This window comes from Trichococcus sp. K1Tr (genome assembly GCF_028309625.1).
Classification (GTDB): domain Bacteria; phylum Bacillota; class Bacilli; order Lactobacillales; family Aerococcaceae; genus Trichococcus.
The window spans coordinates 700383-722602 of record NZ_JAQMHR010000001.1; the positions used below are offsets into that span (position 1 = coordinate 700383).

At 48.2% G+C, this 22220-nt stretch carries 19 protein-coding genes; 7 read left to right on the plus strand and 12 right to left on the minus strand.

Annotation, left to right across the window (positions count from 1 at the left end; genetic code table 11):
- Nucleotides 1–155 precede the first annotated feature (155 nt).
- Nucleotides 156–1388, minus strand: coding sequence for an ABC transporter permease (locus tag PH235_RS03265; protein ID WP_272161000.1), 1233 nt, complete (start codon nt 1386–1388; stop codon nt 156–158).
- The gene (locus PH235_RS03270) at nt 1385–2122 is read right to left on the minus strand and encodes an ABC transporter ATP-binding protein (protein ID WP_272161001.1); all 738 of its coding nucleotides are present in this window, start codon (nt 2120–2122) and stop codon (nt 1385–1387) included. Before PH235_RS03270 ends, PH235_RS03265 begins: the two co-directional genes overlap by 4 nt.
- Before the next feature lie 174 nt (nt 2123–2296).
- On the opposite strand from PH235_RS03270, the gene PH235_RS03275 reads away from it, so the two are divergent.
- Together PH235_RS03275 and PH235_RS03280 are read left to right on the plus strand one after the other, a co-directional pair.
- Nucleotides 2297–2731: an HIT family protein gene (locus PH235_RS03275; protein ID WP_086628403.1), complete on the plus strand. Its 435-nt coding sequence runs from the start codon at nt 2297–2299 to the stop codon at nt 2729–2731.
- 2 nt (nt 2732–2733) lie between these two features.
- Entirely contained in the window at nt 2734–3114 is a 381-nt protein-coding gene (locus tag PH235_RS03280; RefSeq protein WP_272161002.1) for a YtxH domain-containing protein, read from the plus strand.
- A gap of 104 nt (nt 3115–3218) precedes the next feature.
- On the opposite strand, the gene PH235_RS03285 is transcribed toward PH235_RS03280, so the two are convergent.
- Nucleotides 3219–3647, minus strand: coding sequence for a MarR family winged helix-turn-helix transcriptional regulator (locus PH235_RS03285; RefSeq protein ID WP_272161003.1), 429 nt, complete (start codon nt 3645–3647; stop codon nt 3219–3221).
- A gap of 146 nt (nt 3648–3793) precedes the next feature.
- On the opposite strand from PH235_RS03285, the gene PH235_RS03290 reads away from it, so the two are divergent.
- Nucleotides 3794–4666 (plus strand): aldo/keto reductase, encoded by an 873-nt coding sequence (locus PH235_RS03290; protein ID WP_272161004.1) that lies wholly within the window; start codon nt 3794–3796, stop codon nt 4664–4666.
- A gap of 231 nt (nt 4667–4897) precedes the next feature.
- Nucleotides 4898–5899, plus strand: a complete 1002-nt coding sequence (locus PH235_RS03295; protein WP_272161005.1) for a peptidylprolyl isomerase — start codon at nt 4898–4900, stop codon at nt 5897–5899.
- Nucleotides 5900–6306: 407 nt separating this feature from the next.
- Here the strand turns inward: PH235_RS03295 and PH235_RS03300 are convergent, their stop codons facing one another.
- The 5 genes from PH235_RS03300 to PH235_RS03320 all read right to left on the minus strand — a co-directional run bounded on the left by PH235_RS03300 (nt 6307) and on the right by PH235_RS03320 (nt 14572).
- Nucleotides 6307–7275: a 3'-5' exoribonuclease YhaM family protein gene (locus PH235_RS03300; protein ID WP_272161006.1), complete on the minus strand. Its 969-nt coding sequence runs from the start codon at nt 7273–7275 to the stop codon at nt 6307–6309.
- Between the two features lie 21 nt (nt 7276–7296).
- A complete protein-coding gene (locus PH235_RS03305; protein ID WP_272161007.1) occupies nt 7297–10122 on the minus strand; it encodes an ATP-binding protein in 2826 nt (941 codons plus the stop codon).
- On the minus strand, nt 10103–11362 hold the full coding sequence (locus PH235_RS03310; RefSeq protein WP_272161008.1) for a metallophosphoesterase family protein: 1260 nt from the start codon (nt 11360–11362) through the stop codon (nt 10103–10105). Before PH235_RS03310 ends, PH235_RS03305 begins: the two co-directional genes overlap by 20 nt.
- Nucleotides 11363–11575: 213 nt before the next feature.
- Nucleotides 11576–11926: a YlbF family regulator gene (locus PH235_RS03315; protein ID WP_272161009.1), complete on the minus strand. Its 351-nt coding sequence runs from the start codon at nt 11924–11926 to the stop codon at nt 11576–11578.
- A 564-nt stretch (nt 11927–12490) separates the two neighbouring features.
- Entirely contained in the window at nt 12491–14572 is a 2082-nt protein-coding gene (locus PH235_RS03320; protein ID WP_272161010.1) for a PBP1A family penicillin-binding protein, read from the minus strand.
- A gap of 477 nt (nt 14573–15049) precedes the next feature.
- On the opposite strand from PH235_RS03320, the gene PH235_RS03325 reads away from it, so the two are divergent.
- The gene (locus tag PH235_RS03325; RefSeq protein ID WP_272161011.1) at nt 15050–16420 is read left to right on the plus strand and encodes a hemolysin family protein; all 1371 of its coding nucleotides are present in this window, start codon (nt 15050–15052) and stop codon (nt 16418–16420) included.
- Between the two features lie 69 nt (nt 16421–16489).
- Here PH235_RS03325 and PH235_RS03330 read toward each other — a convergent pair whose 3' ends face one another.
- The 4 genes from PH235_RS03330 to PH235_RS03345 all read right to left on the minus strand — a co-directional run bounded on the left by PH235_RS03330 (nt 16490) and on the right by PH235_RS03345 (nt 20948).
- Nucleotides 16490–18022, minus strand: a complete 1533-nt coding sequence (locus tag PH235_RS03330) for a phosphomannomutase/phosphoglucomutase (protein WP_272161012.1) — start codon at nt 18020–18022, stop codon at nt 16490–16492.
- A 119-nt stretch (nt 18023–18141) separates the two neighbouring features.
- Entirely contained in the window at nt 18142–18651 is a 510-nt protein-coding gene (trmL, locus tag PH235_RS03335) for a tRNA (uridine(34)/cytosine(34)/5-carboxymethylaminomethyluridine(34)-2'-O)-methyltransferase TrmL (protein WP_272161013.1), read from the minus strand.
- Nucleotides 18652–18677: 26 nt separating this feature from the next.
- Nucleotides 18678–19835, minus strand: coding sequence for a tRNA epoxyqueuosine(34) reductase QueG (gene queG, locus PH235_RS03340; RefSeq protein WP_272161014.1), 1158 nt, complete (start codon nt 19833–19835; stop codon nt 18678–18680).
- Nucleotides 19836–20090: 255 nt separating this feature from the next.
- On the minus strand, nt 20091–20948 hold the full coding sequence (locus PH235_RS03345; protein ID WP_272161015.1) for a methyltransferase domain-containing protein: 858 nt from the start codon (nt 20946–20948) through the stop codon (nt 20091–20093).
- A gap of 216 nt (nt 20949–21164) precedes the next feature.
- On the opposite strand from PH235_RS03345, the gene PH235_RS03350 reads away from it, so the two are divergent.
- Nucleotides 21165–21575: an Hsp20/alpha crystallin family protein gene (locus PH235_RS03350; RefSeq protein ID WP_272161016.1), complete on the plus strand. Its 411-nt coding sequence runs from the start codon at nt 21165–21167 to the stop codon at nt 21573–21575.
- Between the two features lie 146 nt (nt 21576–21721).
- Nucleotides 21722–22201: an RrF2 family transcriptional regulator gene (locus tag PH235_RS03355; RefSeq protein ID WP_334223628.1), complete on the plus strand. Its 480-nt coding sequence runs from the start codon at nt 21722–21724 to the stop codon at nt 22199–22201.
- The last annotated feature ends 19 nt before the right edge of the window (nt 22202–22220 follow it).

The following is a 22220-nucleotide window of genomic DNA, read 5'->3' on the forward strand; positions in this document are numbered from 1 at the left end:
TTCATACGCTACGTGTTCATTCGGCGACGCAGCCCGTTTTGCTCTGAAAGCGCAACGGCCATCACTCGCATACAATTATCATTTTAGATTTCTTTACATATCCAGTCAAGAATATTCCATGGGGTTTCGGAACTGAAACGCGTTTAACCCGTGCATCAGTAATTTGCCGCTTCCCTTTTTTCTGTGCGGCCGCCCATGTAAAACTGGATGAACAACCAGATGAACCCGGCGTTTAAGGCTATTGCAGCCAATCCCGTCTGCCAACTGTTGTTAATGAAGATGATTCCCGCAAAAAGGAATCCTTCCACTCCCAAAAGGTAGCCGAGCAAACGCTTGAAGCCAGCAAATTTATCTTCACGCTGCGTCGGATAAAGCCGGTACAGCATGTTCTCATTGAAATGGAAATACAGCGGCAACAGCTGGAAGCCTGTCAAATAAAGGAACAACAGACTGAGGCCTAGTGAAAATCCGGCTGATGGCGTGAACAACAGCAACAGCATTCCGATGGCCAACAGGCGGAAAAACAAGCCGCTGTAATCCGTCCCGCGCACAAAGGCTCGGGCGTATAAATACTGATAGGAATTGTTTTTGCCTTCAACGCGGCGCAACAAGCCGTCGAAATATTTTCTTCTTTTCGCTTTGCTCTTCACTTGCGGAACATCCGTAAACAGATTGATGACCCTGTTTATGCGAGCCTTTCTTCGTTCCTCCGAGGCGATCATCTGCTCCCATTGATAGAGCGGATAGCGCGCCTCATACGCCACTTGTACTTTTTTACGCAGAAACATAGTATACAGAATTACAAGTACCGGCGCAACCCATGGATGAAAAAATATAGCGATGCTGAAAGATAAAATCGCCGCACAAGCCAAGTAGAGATCATTTTTTTGGCGAACTTTCCTGTCGCCTATCTTCAGGCCCAGTTCCTGCAGATCCAAATGGATGATTTTCAACAGAATCAAGGTTGCATAAATCGGCAGCAAATCACTTGCCCCGATCGTTCTCCCGGCAAAAAGCATCGGCATCGCCGCGGCTGCCAAAAAGAACAACAGAAGCGCCGGAAGGATCAGGCTGTATTTTTTCGCTTTGCTGAAATAGCTCCCCCATTCCTTTTCCTTAGCCAAAAGGAACACTTGATCGGCCGGCTCCAAAAAGGTCGCCAGCTTACCGATAAAAATGCTGCCTGAAAAAATAGCCACTATCAGAAGCTTTCCCCATAGGAAATCCGGCGTCACGGTTTTAACGAATTCGGAATATTGGTAAGCCAAAGCTCCCAACAGAAAGAGGAGCACTAGGACGAAATGATCATTGAAGATATATTTGCTGTAGCGGCTGAATTTTTTCAGGTGCAGTTGCTGCCTTCTTTTCCAGATACTGTCCAGGTTCATGGTCGATCCACTTCTTTCGTCAGGCTGATGTAAAGCTCATCCAGACTCGCTCCCGGCATGCCCATTTCCCACTGCAGGTCTGCCATCGTGCCTGTCACTTTGACCTCACCATGGTGAAGCAGGACGAAATTATCACATTCTTTTTCGGCAGAAGCCAGCACATGCGTGGACATCAAAATGGCTGCACCTTGCGCTTTTTTCTCCCTGACCATCTCCAGGAACGAGTGGATGCCAAGCGGATCCAGACCCAGGAATGGTTCATCGATGACATATACCGGCACATCCAACATGAATGCGCAGACGATCATCACTTTTTGTTTCATGCCTTTTGAAAAATAAGCCGGAAACCAGTCCAGCTTGTCCTCCAGACGGAAATCCCGGATGTAGCGCATCGCCTTTTCCATGGCGACTGCTTCCGTGATTCCGTAGGCCATCGCCGTGATTTCCAGATGTTCCCTTAAAGTGAGTTCTTCATAGAGCACCGGCGTCTCGGGAATAAAAGCGAAGGACTGGCGATAACGCTCCGTATCTTCGCGCAACGTTCGGCCATCGATCGCGATCTTACCGCTGAAAGGCATCATCAGACCGATGATGTGTTTGATGGTCGTGCTCTTGCCTGCTCCGTTCAATCCGATCAATCCAGTCAGCTCACCGGGTTTGACCTCAAAATTTATATTTTTTATGACGGGCAATTGCGTATAGCCGCCCGTGACATTCTCCAATAATAGTGACATTTAACCGTCCCTTTCGCATGCGTTTGTGCCTTATATTATAGCACAGCCTTGCCCCATCCCAAATATCTTGCTGACCGATGCTCTACTTTAACCTCAGGATATCAAATAAAACGCAAATATGATAAAGTTATGCTATAGAATAAAGTAGAATATGGACAGAAAGAGGTCAAGCATATGACAGATTGTATTTTTTGCAAAATCGCGAACCACGAAATCCCGAGCAGCATTGTCTATGAAGATGATGTCGTCATTGCGTTCCTGGATTTATCCCAAGTGACAAAAGGTCATACGCTGTTGGTACCCAAGAAGCATGTCGCTGATATTTTTGAATATGATGAAGAATTGGCGAAGGAAGTCTTTTCGCGCGTCCCTAAAATCGCGCGCGCAATCGAACGTTCCAGCGATGACATTTTGGGACTGAACATACTGAACAATAACCGTTCGATAGCTTATCAGTCTGTTTTCCATTCCCATATCCACTTCTTGCCGCGTTACGAAGATTCGGATTCGGACGGTTTCGGTTTGAAATGGAAGACGCACGAAGGAAAATATTCGCAGGCAGAATTGGCAAAAGTAGTTGCATCCATCAAAGAGAGTCTGGAGGAATAGATATGCGCTCATTTATGGAAGGAATATTATTCGGTACGGTAGTCGGTGGTCTGCTTGGCTTGCTGAACACCCCCCGCAGTGGAAAAGAAAATCGCGCGAAAGCGAAAGCTTACCTTGAAGACAACACACTTGCGGTCGAAGACCTCAACGTCAGCGTCCAAGGTCTGCGCAACGCGATCCATTCATTGACCAACGAAGGGTTGGCTTCCGTCACGACAGTCACTGAAGATGTTGCAAAATCCGTTGAGAAATTCACCCAGCAAGCTCAACCCAGAATCAACCGCATCAACGATAAGCTTGCGGTATTGACTGAAGATATGGAAAAAGTCGCTGCGAGCATGGAATCGCAAATGCCTGCAGTGACAGATGCACCAAATCAATAATTGAAATAAAAAATACGACGCGCCAAATGACCGTTTATCCGGTTTGCATTTGGCGCGTCGTATTTTTCTGTGTTTCTGTCATCAGGAGTCCAGTCAAGAACCCCCTATTTATTCTGATTATCGGATCGTTTGAAAAGCGTCTGTATCGGCATCGCCGCGAAAGATTCCGTGAGCACCTTTTCCACTGTCGCAGCCGCTGCAGCCAGTTTTGTTGAACCGGTTTTCGTTAAGGACGTATAGATGATCCGCCGATCCTGCTCGCAGACATTCCGCTCCAGTGCTCCGCAGCCCTTCGCCTCGAACTTGCTGACCAATCTCGATACCGCGCTTTGGCTTAAGCCGACCTTTTCCTCCAGATCCTGGAGCTTCAGTTTTTGATCCGGCTCCTGTGATAAGAAATAAAGGACGTAGAACTCTTTCAGAGAAAGGTTATGGTTCGTCTGCAAATTTTTTTCCAACGTGCTCTCGACTTTCAGATGAAAATTGTTGATCTCCAGCCATTGGCAAAACGCAGAACTCATTTCACATTTCACAAAGTTTCCCCCATTCCTTTCTTTTTATCAGCTTATGATACCAAATATTGGCATTTTGAGCAATCTGCCACGACTCGGACCAGATGATTTGCTTGCTGAATTCGGCTATGTTACCCTGAAACCATGCACACGCATATATATTTCAGATGGGAGTGTTCGATTTGGAAAACGAAATCAAGAATATCACCTTCAGCAACGGCGTAACCATCCCGCAACTGGGCTTGGGCGTCTTCAAGATGAAAGACGAAAAGGAACTGAGTGAAGCGATCCGCGTTGCTTTGGAGGCGGGCTACCGCCATTTCGACACCGCGATGATTTACGAGAACGAAGCTATTGTGGGACAAGCTTTGAAAGAAAGCAGCATCCCAAGGGAAGAAATCTTCTTGACTTCAAAAGTTTGGAATTATGACCACGGCTACGAGGAAACCAAAGCGGCTTTCCAGGCCAGTCTGGACCGTTTGGGCACGGATTATCTTGATCTTTATCTGATCCACTGGGCTTCCGCAAACTACATTGAGACTTGGAAAGCGATGGAAGAATTGTACAACGCAGGCAAAATTAAAGCCATCGGTGTCTCCAATTTTCAGATTCATCATCTCGAGGATCTGATGTCGCACACGGAAATCATCCCAATGATCAATCAGATTGAAACGCACCCTGCCTTTCCACAGGATGAACTGCGGGCTTTCATGGCGCAGCACGCAATCATCCATGAAGCTTGGGGTCCGCTTGGGCAAGGCAAAAATGACCTATTGACGCAGTCTGTGCTCCTTGAGCTTGCGCAGAAGTATGGCAAGACACCTGCCCAGATCGTTTTACGCTGGCATATCGAACGCGGCATCGTTGTCATACCGAAGTCTGTCACACCGAGCCGCATCCGAGAAAACCGCGACATCTTCGATTTCAGCCTATCAAAAGAGGATATGGACAAGATCGCGACCCTCAACACCGGCGAAAGGTACTCTGGGAATCCCGACGACCAGGAATTCCTGACCAGAACCTCAATCCGCCCTAATTGAGGAAAATAATCCAAAAGAGGAGCACTTTGCCACCTTAAGCGGCAGAGGCCCCTCTTTTTGTTGTATGTTGCGTTTTTTGCCTGCTTCCGGATCGGGCTTAAGATATGAATTTTCTAAGAAGTTTGCTAGCGTTTTTAAGGAATATTTTCCATAATCACGGCGTTTATGATATATTTATAGATGGTTATTCATGAGATAGATAAATAGAAATAGATAGGAAGTGCCATATTCATGAAAAAGAAATTAGCATTGACGTCCGTTGCTTTCTTGACGGCCATCACATTAGCAGGCTGCGCGACTAGCGAAACTGTCGCAACGACTCCAGCAGGCGATATCACAAAAGATGAATTATACGACGCAATGAAAGCCTCAATCGGCGAAACCGTCTTGCAACGTCTGATCTTGATCGACGTATTGAACGACGCAATCGGCAAAAATGAATTGGAAGCTGAAACAGAAGCTGAACTGTTGACTACCATCGAACAATACGGCGGAGAAGAAACTTTCAACTACATCTTGTCACAATCAGGCTTTGCAAATAAAGATGAATACCAAGATGTATTGTATCTGAACAAACTGATCGAAGCAGCCGTAAGGGCTGAAACGACTTTCACGGATGAAGAAGTGGAAGCCTATTACGAAGCTTACCAACCACAAATCAACGTACAGCATATCTTGGTTGCGGATGAGGCAACTGCTGTAGATCTGATCAGCCAAATCAATGCAGGTGCAGATTTCGCGGAATTGGCAAAAGCTAACTCCACCGACACAGCCACTGCTGAAAACGGCGGAGAAACAGGATTGTTCGGAGCAGGCGAAATGGTCGCAGCCTTCGAAGAAGCCGCTTATGCGCTTGAAGTCGGTGAAGTGACACAAACACCAGTCGCTACCGAATACGGCTACCACATCATCAAGATGATCGAGAAGACAGAAAAAGGAACATTGGAAGAAGAACGCGAAAACATCGAAACAGTGATGATGGACGAAAAACTTGCCGACAATGATTACCTGACATCCGTCATGTCCACAATCGTCCAAGCAGCGAATGTTGAAATCAAAGACGAAGACTTGGCAGCAGCGATTGATCAATTCTTGCCTGTTGAAGAAACAAGCTCATCAGACGCAACATCCGAAGCAACAACTTCAGAAGAAGCTAGTTCAGAAGCAACTTCTGCAACTGAAGAAGCGGAATCAGCTACATCCGAATCTGCAACTTCTGAATCTGCAAACTAATACCTACAATGTAAAACACGCAAGTTACCAGCCTTTTTTGATGCTGGTAACTTGCGTGTTTTTTGTTGGCGAGTTTCTGATATACGGATATATTACTGCTTGCCGGTTCTCCCCCGGCAAGGCGACAGAGATGTCGTCGGTTGTTTGTCACTCCGGCACCTCCGAATGACCGACGACCGGGATTTGTCTCGACTGTTCGGAATTCAGTTACCTCTTAATAATCGACGTATAGATTATGTCTTGACTGTTCAGCAAAACCACCTATCCAAACAGCCGACGCCCTACCCTTATCTCAACTGTTTGACCCCACTCAAGCACCTTTCAGGCGACAACTCACTTCCCGCCCGCAGCTACGTAAAAAGGACATCAGGCTGCTCGTTTCCGCGAGCGGCCTGATGTCCTTTTGATTATTGCCCTTCTTCAGTAGGTTGGGTAAAGAGCGGCTTGTAGAAGCTGCGGTTCTCCAACCCGAAAATACGCTCGCTGAACGTTCCCGGTGTCGTGCGCAACAAAGCCGTATCGATCATATTGATGGAAGCATCCAAATTATCAAGGTGATGGATGATTTCGGCTTCCAAAAGATGCGGCGTTACCGGTGATCCGAATTCTTGCTTGCCGTGATGCGCCAGAACAATGTGTTTCAACAGGATGACTTCTTCGCTGTCCTCATCGATGTTCAGGGACAGGCAGGCTTTGGTGATTTCTTCATCAATCAGGACGATGTGTCCGATCAGATTCCCTTTCAGGGTGTACTCGGTCGACATGCTGCCGCTCAACTCGATCGTTTTCCCGATGTCGTGGAGAATCACTCCCCCGTACAGCAAAGACTTGTTGACTGAAGGGTAATGTTGAATGACCGTTTTTGCCATCCGCAAGATCGATACCGTATGGAAACCCAATCCGCCTACGATAGCGTGATGGTGGCGTTTCGCAGCCGGATACTCGAAAAATTCCCGTTGATATTTTTTTAGTATATGGCGGACAATCCGGTTGATTGGTGCGCTCGTGATCTCAAACAGGATCTGGCTGACTTCCTCCACCATTTCCTCCGATTTCAACGGAGCACGCTCCATATAGAGTTCCGGCCGGCTTGGTTCCCCTTCGCGGGCGAGCCTTAGTTTTGTGATGCGCAGTTGGGGATTGTTCTGATACATTTCCCGTTTGCCGGTTACGGCAACGACTTGTCCAGCTAGGAACTGCTGGATGTCCTCCTCTTTTGCGTCCCAGTACTTCCCGTCGATCTGACCGCTGCGGTCCTGAAACGTAAAGGCGATGAATTTCTTGCCGTTTTTTGCCAGACGGATATCCGCACTTTTGATCAGCACATAAATTTCAAAATTATCATCTATTTCGTGTTCATATATTTTTTTGGCCACCCTTACCAGCCCCTTTCACTCCTATTTTAACATGTATACTTGTTTCTGTGAAAATCGTTGAACACAAGCGTCGTCGAACGTGAAAAAGAGCACCTGCACGTCTTCGCTCAGCTCTTCAAGCAACGTAAACATGATATTTTTCCTGTCCTCATCGAAGTTCACAAAACCATCATCGATCAAGATCGGCAGGCTGACGATATCGGCAGTATTCTTCACAAACGCAAGCCGCAGCGCAATATACAACTGCTCCACCGTTCCTTGCGACAATTCATTCGGTAAGAAGGTTGTTCCATCCTTACGCTGCACCTTCATGCCGTTCTTTTGGAACGCAATCCCGGTATATGCGCCTTCCGTCAACCGTCGGAAGAAGGTTATCGTATCATCGAGCATCAGTGGCAGGCGATCCTCTTTCCCGTACCGCAATGCCCCTTCGATCCATTCTCCCGCTGTAACCAAGCCGGCCCACTCGATGGCAAGATCCCTCAGCTCGGTTTCGGCCAAAGCGAACTCCTGCAGCAAGGCACTGTACGTCCCGCCTTCTTCCAATTGTTCCAGCTGATGCTTCAGCTCAACTTCCGTCCGTTGCAGTTTCGACAGCTCGGCCTTCAACCGCTGCATTTCCAGTTCATTCTTTTCGTAAAGGGATGTGCTTTTCTTCGCATCGCCATAACGATCCAAGAGTTGCTCGCGACCACTGATTTGGCCATCCAACAATTCCTTGCGCTTGAGGTTCTGCTCCTGCTTCTCCTTCAGAGCCAACAACTGGTAAAATTCAGCTTCAGTCTTTGCGTTTGCCTGATCCAATAGCCGCTGCCTCTGTTGATGGGACTCGGCAAGGTCGCGTTGGATCTGCTCCAACTCTCGCTGCAATTCATTGATCTTATCCTGAACATTCGCAGCCATACTTTCTTCCAAAACGACGGCATTCTGTATCTCGGAGAAACGTGCGGCCATTTCAGTGACTGTCAGATGTTCAAAATGGAAACGGCTGCGGATGAACGCAGTCTGCTCGTTCCATTTATTTACGGCGAGATTCAGATCATCCATTTCGGCTTCCTGTTTGATGATCAGGGCGGACTTCTCTGCTAACACAGCACCGGGATCCAATTGCAGGAGTTCCGTTGCCGTCATGCGGGCCGGATAGCCTTTCTGCTGCAGGAAGGTCTCCAATTCGGTTTTGAGCGTCTTTCCGCGCTCTTCCAGCTCTTCCCGGTTGTTCAAAAGTTCCAAAAACTTATCCTGCAACTCTTCGAACTCTCTTGTTACAGCCGAGATTCTATCCCTGACAGCGGCCTGCTTCAGAAATTGCTCCATCGCATTTTCGGAGGAGCCTTCTTGGAAGGCAGCATCCTTGATTGTCGTCTGAGGCTTACTTCCCATCAGGAAAACGCCACCGACAGCAAGCAAAATGGCCAACACCCAAGCAATTAACCTGAAGTCCGCCAGAACAAAGGACAGGATCACAAACACAACTGCAGCCGCCAGTAACATCATGCCGAGCGGATTCCTTTTCGTTGGGGCGGGTGCAACAATTCTTTGATTCGGCTGTTGCACATCGCTTTGCAGCGCAGCATACGCTTCCTCAGTGAGCTTCTCGTGTTGGAGGCGAATCTCTTCTTGCTGGAGGGTTTCCAGCTGTTCCTCATGGAAGCCGATGTTGTGGTCCAACCGCAGCAGCTGTTCTTCAATCTGTCGGATGTCCTGCGCAAGCTGCTGCAACTGCCCGCGTTCTTCTTCGTTGAGCGGCTCCGGAGCGGGCAGGGCCAGATTCAACCCCAAGGCCATTTTTTGTTTGGCCAAATCAGCTTTGTTGTTGCTGATCTCATTTTCCAGATAAGTGATTTTATTCAGATCCGCTTGCGTTTTGGCTGCACTGTGCTGCAAAGCCGCAAACTCTGATTGATGCGCCTTGTACCATTCCACCTGGACAAATTCGCCCAATTGTTTCTGCAACTGCGCTAATCTTTCCTGGAGTTGCGTTTGCGCCTGGATCAAACCGACCATTTTTTCCTGCTGGTTCTGCCACTGATAACTGGCATCTTCCGGCACTTCACTGTAGTCGACGGCCGTAATTTCCTTGTTCAGCCGTTTCCACTCCTGATAGCTGTCCGCCAACCGCAGGCTTTCTGCGATTGCGCTTTGTTCCTGCTCCAATTCCTGTTGACGGGATAATAATTCGGCCTGCTGTTTTTGGCTGTCCGACAACTGCAGCAGCGAAGTTTCATAAGTCGCATTTTTTGCTTTTGCTTGCTGAAGCTTCCTTTGCAGTTTTTCAGCAGCCTGTATCTTCTTGTTCAATGGCGGAACGCTGCCTGTTGGTTTGAAGCGTTTCGCGGCTTCGTCACGGTATTCTTTGGCTAATTGCAGCAAACGCTCGCTCCCGCTGGTGCCGATGCTCAACAGATAATGATTGAGCTCTTCTTTTTGTGTTTTTTTCAAAGAAAGCAGGCTGTCTATTTTGAATGTGTATAGCGACTCGAAAGTCTCCCTGTCCATCCCCAACAGGAAACGCCCGAGATTTTTTGTCGTCTGCTGGACACCATCCGGCAGCGTGACGAGGGCTTGCCCTTTGTTGCGGTCTTTCACCCGTTCAACGATGACATCACCGAACCGCGTGTCCTCCAAAAATAAGCGGCCGCCGTATGCCTGAGCTTGTTTCGGAACATACAGATTCTGATCTTTCTTGCGGGCACTGGGAAACCCGAAGAGGACGCTGTTGATGAATGATGACAAGGTACTTTTGCCGGCTTCATTTTTTCCATGAAAGACCTGCAGATCCTGCACATCATCAAAGGTCCGGTTCACCCATTTTCCGTAACCGTATATTTCAATCTTCCGTATCTTCACTGTCTTCCTCCTCAAACGCGACCGCCTGCACCAGTCTGGTCTTTGCTGCAGCCAGCACTTCCTCTTTGAAAATTTGGTCTTTTTTTAAATCAGGGAATGTCGTCCGGATGAGCGGATGTTGGAAAAAATTATCCAGCTGTTGATAGAATACGTCATCGCTACTGATTTCCGCCCAACTTTTCGAAAAACTTTCCTTCATGACCTGATCAAAAGAAAACAGTTCTTTTTCCGTATCCACCGTAATTTTCAACTGATACAGATAGATAAAAGGCTGGTCCAAGCGTTGTCTGACACCCTCCAGTAACTCTTCGTCCTCGATCTTTTTGATGACATCGGGATGAAGCTCCTGGATGTCCGTGAACAGCAGCGACAACAAAACGCTCGATTCACTCTGGGAGCGATGAGAGTCCATTCGTTCCTCGATGCGCGCGAATACATCATTCAGGGTTTTGCATCCAAGCAACGACATTGTCTCTTTTTCCCAAACGATCGGAGCCGTCGGGAGAAAAGACAGCGTCGGCGCCATCCCTTTTTGGAGCGTCACCAAATAAGCACCTTTCGCTTCAGTCTCGTTCGGATTGCGCCCTTGCGTATTGCCGCAATAGACGACAGGCGGAGCCGTCTGAAGCTGCTGCCTTTTGTGGATATGCCCCAGAGCCCAATAATCATAGTTTTTCGCGTTCAATTCTCCCAAAGAAAACGGCGCATAGACGCCTTCGGAAGAGTTCAAACCTTCCAGAAAGCCATGCAGCATCCCGATGTGGTAATCCACGCTGTGATTCCGGTTCGGGTATTCGACGATCATTCGTTCCTCGACCCATCTGGAAGGGTAACTGAAGCCGGTGATGGCCACCCGCTCCCCTGCTTTAGTGGTCAGCATTTCGGTCGTGACCTCTTTTTCGAAGACCGTGACATTGTCCGGAAGCTGCAGTTTGAGTGCTTCCCTTCCGAGAAAATCGTGGTTCCCATGCGACAAATAAACCGGGATACCGGAACGATCCAGCCGCCCCAGCTCATCCCTCAGAAAAGCTTGCGCCTTTACGCTCTGATTCTCCTCATCGTAGATATCCCCGCTGATCAGAAAAAAATCCACTTCTGCCGCGATGGCTTGCGTCACCAATTCCCGAAAGGAATCAAAAGTGGACTGGTAAATGGCATCAAAAAGTTGCGGTTCCAGCTGTTTTATCCCCTTAAAAGGGCTATCCAGATGGAGATCCGCTGTATGGATAAATGTAATCACAAGCTGTCCTTCTTTCTGCATTCTATACTAAATCTAGCAAATCAAATTTCTTTGGAATCGATCATAAAAAATCAAAAAAACTGCGCCATTTCCGCCAAATATCGGATGAAGAACATTGGACGGCATTGATAGGCAATGCGTTGAACCCTGTCCTTAGCTATCATCCGGCCATTCTTTCGGAAATGGTCACAGCTTATCGTAAAAAATTAAGTCTTAATCTTGTGCAGGCGCGTATAATTCTTGCAACGGTTTTGTGATGATGGCGTTGACTTCTTCCATCAACTGGCTCAACTGTTGTTCTTTAGCCATCAAAGATTGGATAACTTCGTTGCTGGATGCTCTCTCAGCGATTGCTTGAGCAGAAGCCACATCATCATCAGTGATCGCTCCGCCTGTCATTTGTTTTTGTTGCAGCCCGATTTGCACATTACGGAACTCCTCAAACAACTCAAAAGCCACTTTATCTTCTCTCATTGCAGCATAAGCTGAAGACAACTCAGTAAAAACAGAAGCCTCACGCAGATTTTTTTCCAACTCATAAGCCGTATCATAAATATTACTCATTATCCCATTCCTTCCATTCGCATATTACATAAACTATAACATTATCCGAACAATAAAGCCATCAAAAAACACGAAAATATGTTCTTATTAGAGCGTGATGATTTGCGGTTAGGGGACGAGCACTAAGAGGATATTACGAGAACGGCCGCTCTTTGGCCGTGACGTAATATCAGCTTAGGCACTCAAACGTCACAGTGCGACGTTTGAGGTCTTTGGCGAACTGTTTAATAAGCCGAACGATTCCCTACAACAATATGCCCTGGTTGTCCGATTCTTCCGGCTTATCGGACAACCCTCAGAAGATTCGCTCTCCACTTGTCCGATTCTTCCGGCTTATCGGACAACCCTCAGAAGATTCGCTCTCCACTTGTCCGATTCTTCCGGCTTATCAGACAACCCGCAGGACATTCGCTCTTCGCTTGTCCGATTCTTCCGCCTTATCGGACAACCAGCAGAAGATTCGCTCTCCGTTTGTCCGATTCCCTACAATTATCGGACATTCCTTCAACAAGTATGTCAAAAAAAAGACAAGCCATCACAGCTTGTCTTTCCTCAAATCAATTTTTATTGTCCGAAAGCGTCATTGGCCCAATCAAACAATTTTTGCGAACCCTCTCCGATGGTCTGTCCGAACGAACCCATTTCGTTCATGAACTCATCCAATCCATTTTTCAGCCCATTCATGATGCCACTGTCATAGGTTTCTTCGGCGGCAGCGACCGCAAATTCTGTCTGCGGGCTGATCGACAACAACGCACCCATCTCGGCACTGTACAAATTCGCCATCGTCTTTCCGGCGTTGTTCAGATTGTGGGCTTCATTGGTTTCGTCATACCCTAACCAAGTGGCGACGACAAGATCGGGTGTATACCCCACCATCCATTGCGACTTGATGTAGCCTGTTTCCCGATCTAGCTCCGTCGTTCCGGTCTTGCCGGCAATCACCATGCCGTTCGATGGTTGCGCCGATGCCCCGGTTCCGCCATCTGCATACACGCCCATCAGCATGCTCGTCATTTCCTCAGCGACTGCGGCTGTCGTTACGCGGTTTGTTTCCGGATTCGTATTGTCCACAATCACCGCTCCGGTCGCATCGACAATCTTCGTGATGAAGCGTGCTTCCGTGCGCACCCCTTCATTCACGAAAGTCGTATAGGCACTGGCCAACTGCACTGGCGACACGCCGGTGCTCATCCCTCCGAGCGCAATCGCACCCAGATTTTCATCCGCTTCGCCGATGGAGATACCGAAATCCTCCAACTTGGCGATCCCTTTTTGGATGCCCAGCTTGTCCAACAGCCACACTGCGGACGTGTTCTTGCTCTCGGCAAGCGCTTGGTACATCGGCAAAGTGTCATACAGACTGTTTTGGTCATAGTTCCAAACGGAATAATCGTCATCGCCGTAAGTCAAGGAATCATCATCCATCACTTCCGCATCAACTTCATATCCAGCCTCAAGAGCCGGCGTATAGACGGACAATGGTTTGATCGTCGAACCAGGTGCCATGGTCATCTGGGTCGCCCGGTTAAAGGTCCGGAAACCTTCATAATTCGTTGCTCCGACGACCGCCAGCACATCCCCTGTGGTCGGCTCCAAGGCAACAGAAGCACTCTGCAGCAGAGTCCCGTCTTCCGCAGTCGGCAGATAGGCATTCGCATAGGCAATATCCATCTGGGACTGATAATCCTGATCCAGACCGGTATAGATTTTGTAGCCCCGATTCAGCAGGTCCTCTTCATCCAGGCCGTAGGTATTGACGGCCTCGTCAATGACCGCATCGAAATAGTAGGGATAGTTGTAACTGCTGTTTGCATAATAGGTACCCACTACATTGATGTCTTCAGCCATTGCCGCATCAGCGGTGGCTTGATCGATAAATGCATTATCTGCCAACAGCTGCAGGACCGTGTTCCTTCTAGCAATGCTCGCATCATAATCATCAATTGGATTATAATAGCTAGGCGACTTCAGGATTCCGGCCAGAACAGCCGCTTGCGCTAAACTGACTTCACTCGCTGATATTCCGAAGTATTTCTGCGAAGCATCCTCAACGCCCCACACCCCGGAACCGAAGTAAGCGTTGTTCAAGTACATCTCCAGGATTTCGTCCTTCGTGTATTTGCTTTCGATTTCGAATGCCAGAAACAATTCCTTGGCTTTTCGGATCAGCGTCTGATCCAGCGTCAGGTAGGCATTTTTGGCCAACTGTTGGGTAAGTGTCGAACCCCCGCCGACGATATTCCCGCCATTAACCACGAAGCCGACAGCGGCACGGCCGATTCCGATTGGGTCAACCCCAGTATGGGTGTAGAAACGTTTGTCCTCCGTCGAAACGACGGCAGTCTGGATATTCGTGGAAATCTGGTCGATTGTCACAAACGTCCCTTTCTGTGAATAGAGTTCTCCGGCTTCATTGCCGTAGCGATCGTAGATGACCGTTGTCTGTTCCAGACCGGCCCTCAGATTTTCGACATTGGCTGTCTTTGCCAAAAAGACAAGATAGGTGCTGCTGATCAATAAACCGATCAACGCGAACAAAGCGATAAACTTGTTGATTCGGTATTTCCGCCAGAAATTTTTTCGTTTCTCGTTGAAACGGACCCAACCGGCTTTTAACATTTCCTTAAATGGTTTATTTTGCATTTTTTCATCCTTCTTCATTTTCTACATCCCCCCGGCTTGCTGAATGCCTTTGCAGTGCGCGTGGCAGTGGAGACACAACATAAGCTTTTCACATGAAAGCACATTGCGATAACAGGATTCCGTATCATAGTAACAGGAATCACTCAAATAAGAAACCCGACTTAAGTCGCAGAAGTGCGCTCGTGTTGCAATTTCTCTATTTTGATTTATAATTTTAGCATAAGTATCGTTTTGAAATAACCGTATTTTACTTAAATAATTATTAAGGTAGGTGGCACCAGTGGGACAGAACGCATCAGATGACAATCATCTGTAGACCAAAAGAATTTTCGAAAACGTGTATTTTCAGGGATTCTTTTGGTCGCTTTCATTTGTTTCAGCGTGAAACCAGAGATCTCGTGAAGAAATTTCCTATTCAGGATCATTATTTCACAGGAGGTGAAGTCTGCTGTCCTTAATGGAAGCAGACAATCAATTATGTCAATTACAACCGGCTTACTATTATTTTTCCTCATCCTTTTCATCGCTTCATTTTTCGTTATGTCCGAATATGTGCTCGTTAGGATACGTCCTTCCCGGCTGGATTTCCTTGTTGAAGAAGGAAATCCGCAAGCAAAATTATTGAAAAATATGACCGTGAAACTGGACAGCTATCTTTCAGCGACGCAACTGGGGGTTACGATCACTTCCCTTGCTCTTGGTTGGTTAGGGGATCCTACCTTTAAACGCCTATTCGATACGCTTTTCGGCAACCTGCCGATTCCCGATGCGGCAGCAACCATCCTGTCCTTTGTTGTTTCATTCTCTGTCTTGACTTCCATCCAAGTCATCATCGGTGAACTCGTTCCCAAAAACGTCGCCTTGAGCCGCACGGAGAAAATGGGATTGCGCATCGCAAAACCGTTGAACATTTGGTACCGCGTGATGTTCCCACTGATTTTTGTGCTGAACAAAACCGCCAACGGCATTTCCAAAGCGATCGGGATGAAAACGATCGGCGAATCGGATGACAATGTGTCCGAAGAAGAACTCCGCCTGATCATGAGCCAAAGCTTGAAGAGCGGAGAAATCAACCGCGAGGAATACCAATTCGTGGAAAATGTCTTCAACTTCGATGAGCGGATGGCGCGCGAAATCATGGTTCCGCGTACAGAAATCGTAGCGGTGGACTTCAACATGTCGCTGACCGATATCGCGAAGGTCGTCCAACAGGAAAAATATACCCGCTATCCGGTCATGCGTGAGGACAAAGACTCAATCGTAGGCGTCATCAACACCAAAGAAGTCTTCGCCGCATTTGTCGAAGCTGTCCAAAACAAGGACGAAAGCAAATTCACCGTCACCGACTTCGTTCGCCCTGTCATCACGGTCATTGAAACGATTCCGATCAAGGAACTCTTGGTCAAGATGCAGAAGGAACATAACCAAGTCGCCATTTTGATTGACGAATACGGCGGCACAAGCGGCCTCGTTTCAATGGAGGACATCGTGGAGGAAATCGTCGGCGACATCAGCGATGATTTCGAGACGAAAGATCAGCCCGAATTCATCATGCTTGGCGAGAACCATTACCGCATCAGTGCCCGCATGTTGATCGATGATGTCAACGACTTGTTCGGCTTGGATATCGACAACGAAAACGTGGATACGATGGGTGGCTGGCTGCTGGACCAAAAATATGATGTCAAGGAAGGCGAAGAAGTCGAATACCACGGCTACCGCTTCAAGGCGATCCAAAAAGAGAAAAACTCAATCCTCGTCATCGATATCTTCACGACAAGGAAGCTGAAAAACCATGTCGACTTTGCAGATTCGGAAGAAACAGAAGAACCCGATACAACAGAATAAGCAAACGAAAAAGACTTTGCGATCAGGCTTTTGAATGCCTGCCGCAAAGTCTTTTTTTGATGGAATTTCTTAATGAAGATGCCCTGTATCCAACTCCGGACGCCCTTTGAAGAAAGGCAGCACTGTCTTCGCGATCAACGGCAGTTTGCCGACTGCATCGCTTTCGATCGTCCATACCAACAACGGTTCATGCAGGCTCAAACGCAAGATGAACCAGCCTTCCCCGTACTGGCCGCTCAGATTCACGCGCACGCCCTCCAGATGATCCGCAATCAATGTCATGTCCTCGGTCGCAGCGATGAAAGCCGCAAAATCCTTGATGATGGCATTGCCCACTTCAAAAATCGGTTCTTCGATGATCGTGAAGCGGTACTCCATCGTTTCAGCCGGCTGACCAAGCGTCGCGATCATATCCCCCAAACGCTTCCCCTTCGTTGACAGCTGCGCATCCGCAATCAGCAGTTTTGCGATCAGGTAGGCGCCATCATCCAGGAAATAGTTTTCCTTCAGCGCCGCATGTCCGCTCGTTTCGATCGCCAACACCGCATTGGTGCCCGCTTCATTCAATTCGATGCTACGGTTGATGACATTCCGGTATCCGGTCAGATAACGGTCTTGGACCCCGCCAAGGCCCGTGATGAACGTCTCCAAGTGGGCGGAAGTCGCGGAATTTGTTACGATCGTCGCGCCTGGCTCTTCATTCAACAGCACCGCCGAAATCAACGCAATCAGATTGTTGCGGTTGAACGCTTTTCCGTCGCTGTCGACGATTGCGGAACGGTCCACATCCGTGTCGAAGATGATCCCAAGATCAGCCTGGTTGGCGATGACCGCATCCTGGATGCTCTTCATGGCGGCTTTGTTATCCGGATTCGGGACGTGATTCGGGAAAGTACCGTCCGGATCCAAGAATTGGCTGCCGGAAGTGGTGGCTCCCAATGGCTGCAGCACCTGTTCCACAAAGAATCCGCCCGCTCCGTTGCCTGCATCCACGATGATGTGGCGTCCGGTCAAAGGCTGCTCAGGGTTTTCAGATGAAGCGATGCCTTTGCGGATCTTGTCCTGAAGATCGGCTGCATAAGTCGAAAGCAGATCCATCTCGGTCACAACTGCAGCTTGTTCTTTCTCCGCGAATGCTTCAGGCATTTCGTAGGCATATTCCAGAATTTCTTCGATATCTTCGTGTTCAGCTCCACCCGTTTTGGTGAAGAATTTCAGTCCGTTGTATTCAAAAGGAAGATGGCTGGCCGTGATCATGATTGCTGCATCCGTCGCGTAATCTTCGTATTGCGTCGACATGAACATCGCCGGCGTAGTGCAGAGGCCGACATCGATGATCTCGATGGCATAAGGCGCCATGCCTGCCATAAGTGCCGCTTTGATGTCCCCTCCGGATAAGCGGCTGTCCTGTCCGATCGCAATTTTGACTTTCTTTTCGCCGTTTAGGTTGATGTTTTTCCCCTTTTGCAGCCAGTCCACGAAACCATATCCGATGCGCGTCACTTTGTCCGCCGTCAGCGTCGCTTCATGTTTTTCTGTCGCTATCGCAATCCCGCGAACATCCGATCCATTCTGTAAGGCCAATAATGCAGATTTTTCCATCATTCCATCCCCTTTTCGATTTTCCGTTACATCCATTATACCCATTCAACGGAAATAAAAAAAGAACGGCCGAAGCTTTTTTGCTTCGGCCGAACAGTTTAAAAGCGGAACGGGTTCGTTCAACCCTTCAACTTGTCGTTCTCATAAGTATGGGTCAGTTCCAGATTGGGGAAACCTTGTTGGCGCAGCGCTTCATAAACGATCATGCAGGCTGTGTTCGAAAGGTTCAGGGAACGCACATGCTCATCGTTCATCGGAATGCGCAGACATTTTTCAGCATTTTCCTGCATGAAAGATTCGGGCAGGCCGGTCGTCTCTTTGCCGAAGATGAAGAATACGTCCTCATCCTTCGTGAAGTCGGCTTCGCTGTAGATGCGGTCGGCGAACTTTGTGATCAGATACAGCTGGCGATCGCCCAAAAATTCGAGGAATGCCGGCAGATCCGCATGATGGATGATGTTCACGTCATGCCAATAGTCGAGCCCGGCGCGTTTCAGCTGCTTATCATCGGTTGAAAAGCCCAACGGTTCGATCAGATGCAAAGTTGTATTGGTTGCAGCGCAAGTGCGCGCGATATTGCCTGTATTCGCAGGGATCTGCGGTTCAAATAGTACGATATGGTTGGTCATAAATGAGACTCCTTTATTCTGTTAGATTAATCTGTTTCCTTGATATCAAGTATTTTCAGATAAGCCTTCTCCATTTCGGCTTTGGTTTCTTCGTCCGTTTCGATTATAAGCCGTTCGGAGAAAAATGCCAACAATTCCGGATTGGATTCGCGCACGATCTCCGCGATGGCCCAAGCAGCCGTCCCGCGCAGCACCGGCCGGGGATCCTGCTCAATCATCCGCAGCAGCTCCGGAATAGCCGTCCGATCGCGATAATTCGCCAAAGCAATGACCGCGTTGCGTTGCAGCGGTTTCTTGCCGCGCCACGAACCAGCCAAATGTCCGAATTGCTCCTTGAATTCCCGATTAGAGATCGTCAGCATCGGCTGCAGCACAGGCGTGACGCTTTCCGGTTCCGGCTCCATTTCCGGATGCAGGTGATGATCCATGCCCCGATTATATGGGCAGACTTGCTGGCAAATGTCACATCCGTAAATGACGTGGCCTATTTTTTGGCGGTACTCTTCCGGCATATACCCTTTTGTCTGCGTCTGGTAGGAAAGACAGATTTTCGGGTTCAATTGGCCGTTGCCGAGGATCGCCCCGGTCGGACAGAAGTCCACACAGCGCGTGCATTCCCCGCAACCGAAGACACCCGGTTCATCCGCAGGGAAAGGGATATCGGTGATGATTTCCCCCAAGTAGACGTAGGAACCGAATTCCCGCGTGATCAACAGGCCGTTGCGGCCGATGAAGCCCAATCCGGCCCGTTGCGCCACCACGGTATCGATCAGCTCGCCCGTGTCCACCATCGGTTTGAAGCGGGCACCCGGAATTTTTTCCTGGATGAAGGCGATCAAGCGGTCCATCCTTTCGCGGAGAATGACATGGTAGTCGGTCCCCCAGGAAGCGCGCGAGAAATTACCGCGGCGTTCCCCACGCACCCGCTCAGCCTTTTCGGTCATTTTGCTCGGGTAGGCCAGCGCAATCGAAAGGATCGATTGCGGATTGTCGAATATCCGGTCCGGATAAATCCGTTCGTCCAGGACCTGATGCTCAAAGCCGACCGTATGGCCCTTCGCATGCTGCTCCTTCAAACTTTCCAACATATATTCAAAAGGTTCGGCAGTTGTAAATCCCAGTTTGTCGATACCCAGTTTTTTGCTTTCTTCTATTATTTCAGCCTTCAATGCGGCAAAATCCATTTTCCCCTGCTCCTGACAGTCAGTATTTTGTGTACCGTTCGGTGCCTTTATCGACCTCCGAAAAAGATTGCGAAAATACGCACAAAAAAACGTATCGTTTCGGTGTCAGGCACGGCGAATGCGATACGTTGGTCAAGGTCATTTTGTGGAACAAAACGATAATAATGGCTACAAAATGATATACGTATTATAGCATATCACACCGCTGTGTCAACATTTTTCAGAAACTTTGCCTAGCTTTCAGTTATGCGAAAATCAGACCGCTTTGCTGGCGACCAAAAGCGTGACTGCCACTGTGACAGACTTCAACGGATTTGCCGCCGCATTTGCTAGCGATTCGTCAGATGCGCCCCACGACAAAGGCGTCATCTCCATCAGCCAGCCATAGCTTTTGGCATCAAGATCCACGGTATAGATGACTTCTTCACTGACAGCATCCGGATAAATATCGTAGAATCGGTCCACCACTTGTTGATTGTCGTACTCTCTTTTTGTCGTATCCAAGGCATACAACTGCTCCCGCAACTCGATCAAATACTGTGCATTCGGCACAACTTTGATGACCTTACCGCCTGGTTTCAAAACACGGTCGAATTCCTGATACTGCGATGGTGAAAAAATGTTCAAGATGACATCAAAGGCACTCTCGGAAAAAGGTGAATGCGCCAGATCGGCCACACACCAGAAGGCATCCGGGAAAAAGTTGCTGGCCGCCAACTGGATAGCATCCTTCGAAATATCAAAGCCGATTTTTGTTCCCTTTAAACCCTTTTCGGTCAAATAATGCAGATGGGATCCTTCGCCGCAACCGACATCCAGAACAGTCGCCTCTTCCGGCTTGTCGATATGGGCATAAACGGCATCCAGCAACGGGTGGAAAAAGCCGGTGTCCGCCAAATTTTTCCGGCTCGACAGCATCTCTTTGCCGTATTCATTCTGGCCGCCCTTCATCAACAGATGCAGTGTTCCCTTTTTTGATACATCAAAATGATGTCCATTTGCGCAGACGACGCTATACCCATCCACCGTCTCAAATTTTCCTTTGCAGATAGGACACTGGAAGAGATTCCGATGCTGTTTCAGATAGAGACTGCCCGCCTCGATTTTTTTCATAATTAACGTTCCTTTCTCTGCCTCTTCCGACTACCCGGTGCGAGGCATTCCCTGACTAAAACTCCTCTAACAGTTTACCATACAACCCGTTTGGAATCAGCTATCGCTTTCGTCATCGCGTTTTGGAACCGGCTTCATTTTTATGGAATTCTGGTAGCAGTAGGTATATACTGAGGGTGAACAAAAGCTTCACTTAAAAGAAAGGAGATTTTTCAAATGTCAAACGAATTACGCAAAAGCAACAGTTTCTTCGACCTGCTGTCGGATACCGGATCGATGTTCCAAAATCGTTTTTTTCAGGAAATAAAATTGGACGTTCATGAAACCGAGGACAACTATCAAGTGACAGCCGATCTGCCGGGCTACAGCAAAGAGGATATCACTGTGGATTATGACAACGACATTCTCTCCATTTCAGCCGTCCGCAAATCGGAAAAAGTCGAAAAAGACGATAAAGGACAAATCATCCGCCAAGAACGTTCTTCGGGTTCCGTCCACAGGGAAATTTATTTGAAAGGCATCAACGAAGAAGATATTACAGCTACTCTGACGGAGGGCGTCTTGAATTTGGTGCTTCCGAAAAAAGAACCAACCGTACTTTCAAAACGTAAAATTGAAATTTTCTGATACTTAAAGAATATACCGAGCAAACCGCTTCTTTGGCTTGCTCGGTCTATTTTTTTGCCTCAAAATCTCAAACTTCACTTGAACAATCGGATATTAAGCGATAAAATACATCCATGGATAAATCATATCTACGAAAGAAGGCGAAAATGATGAAAATGAAAAGTGGCGTGGAGCAAGCCATCTGCATTCTGATCATGTTGGCGACCCAAATCGATCAGCGTCCGATCAAAAGCACTATCCTTAGCAAGCGTTTGTCCGTCTCCGATTCCTATCTGAAGAAAGTAATGCGTTCCCTTGTCGTTTCTGGATTGGTCGATTCCGAAGCCGGCAAGGACGGCGGATTCAAATTAAGCCTGACTCCAGAAGAAATCACGATGCTGCACATCTATGAAGCGATCGAAGGAACACACAGCTTTGTCCGGCCGACCAATCTGGCCGAAAAGGTTTTCCTGCGTGCAGAAAAAATCAAGGACAAAAAAAAGGAAGTCCTCGCAGTATTCTTCGATGCAGAGCAGCAATTCAAAGCCCGCTTGCAGAAATACACACTCGATTCGCTCTTGGTTGAAGGCTCTGAAAGGGTCGGAACCGTAGATTGGGAATCCATCGTCCTGTCTGCAGAAATTTAAATGAAGGAAGTGCACTACC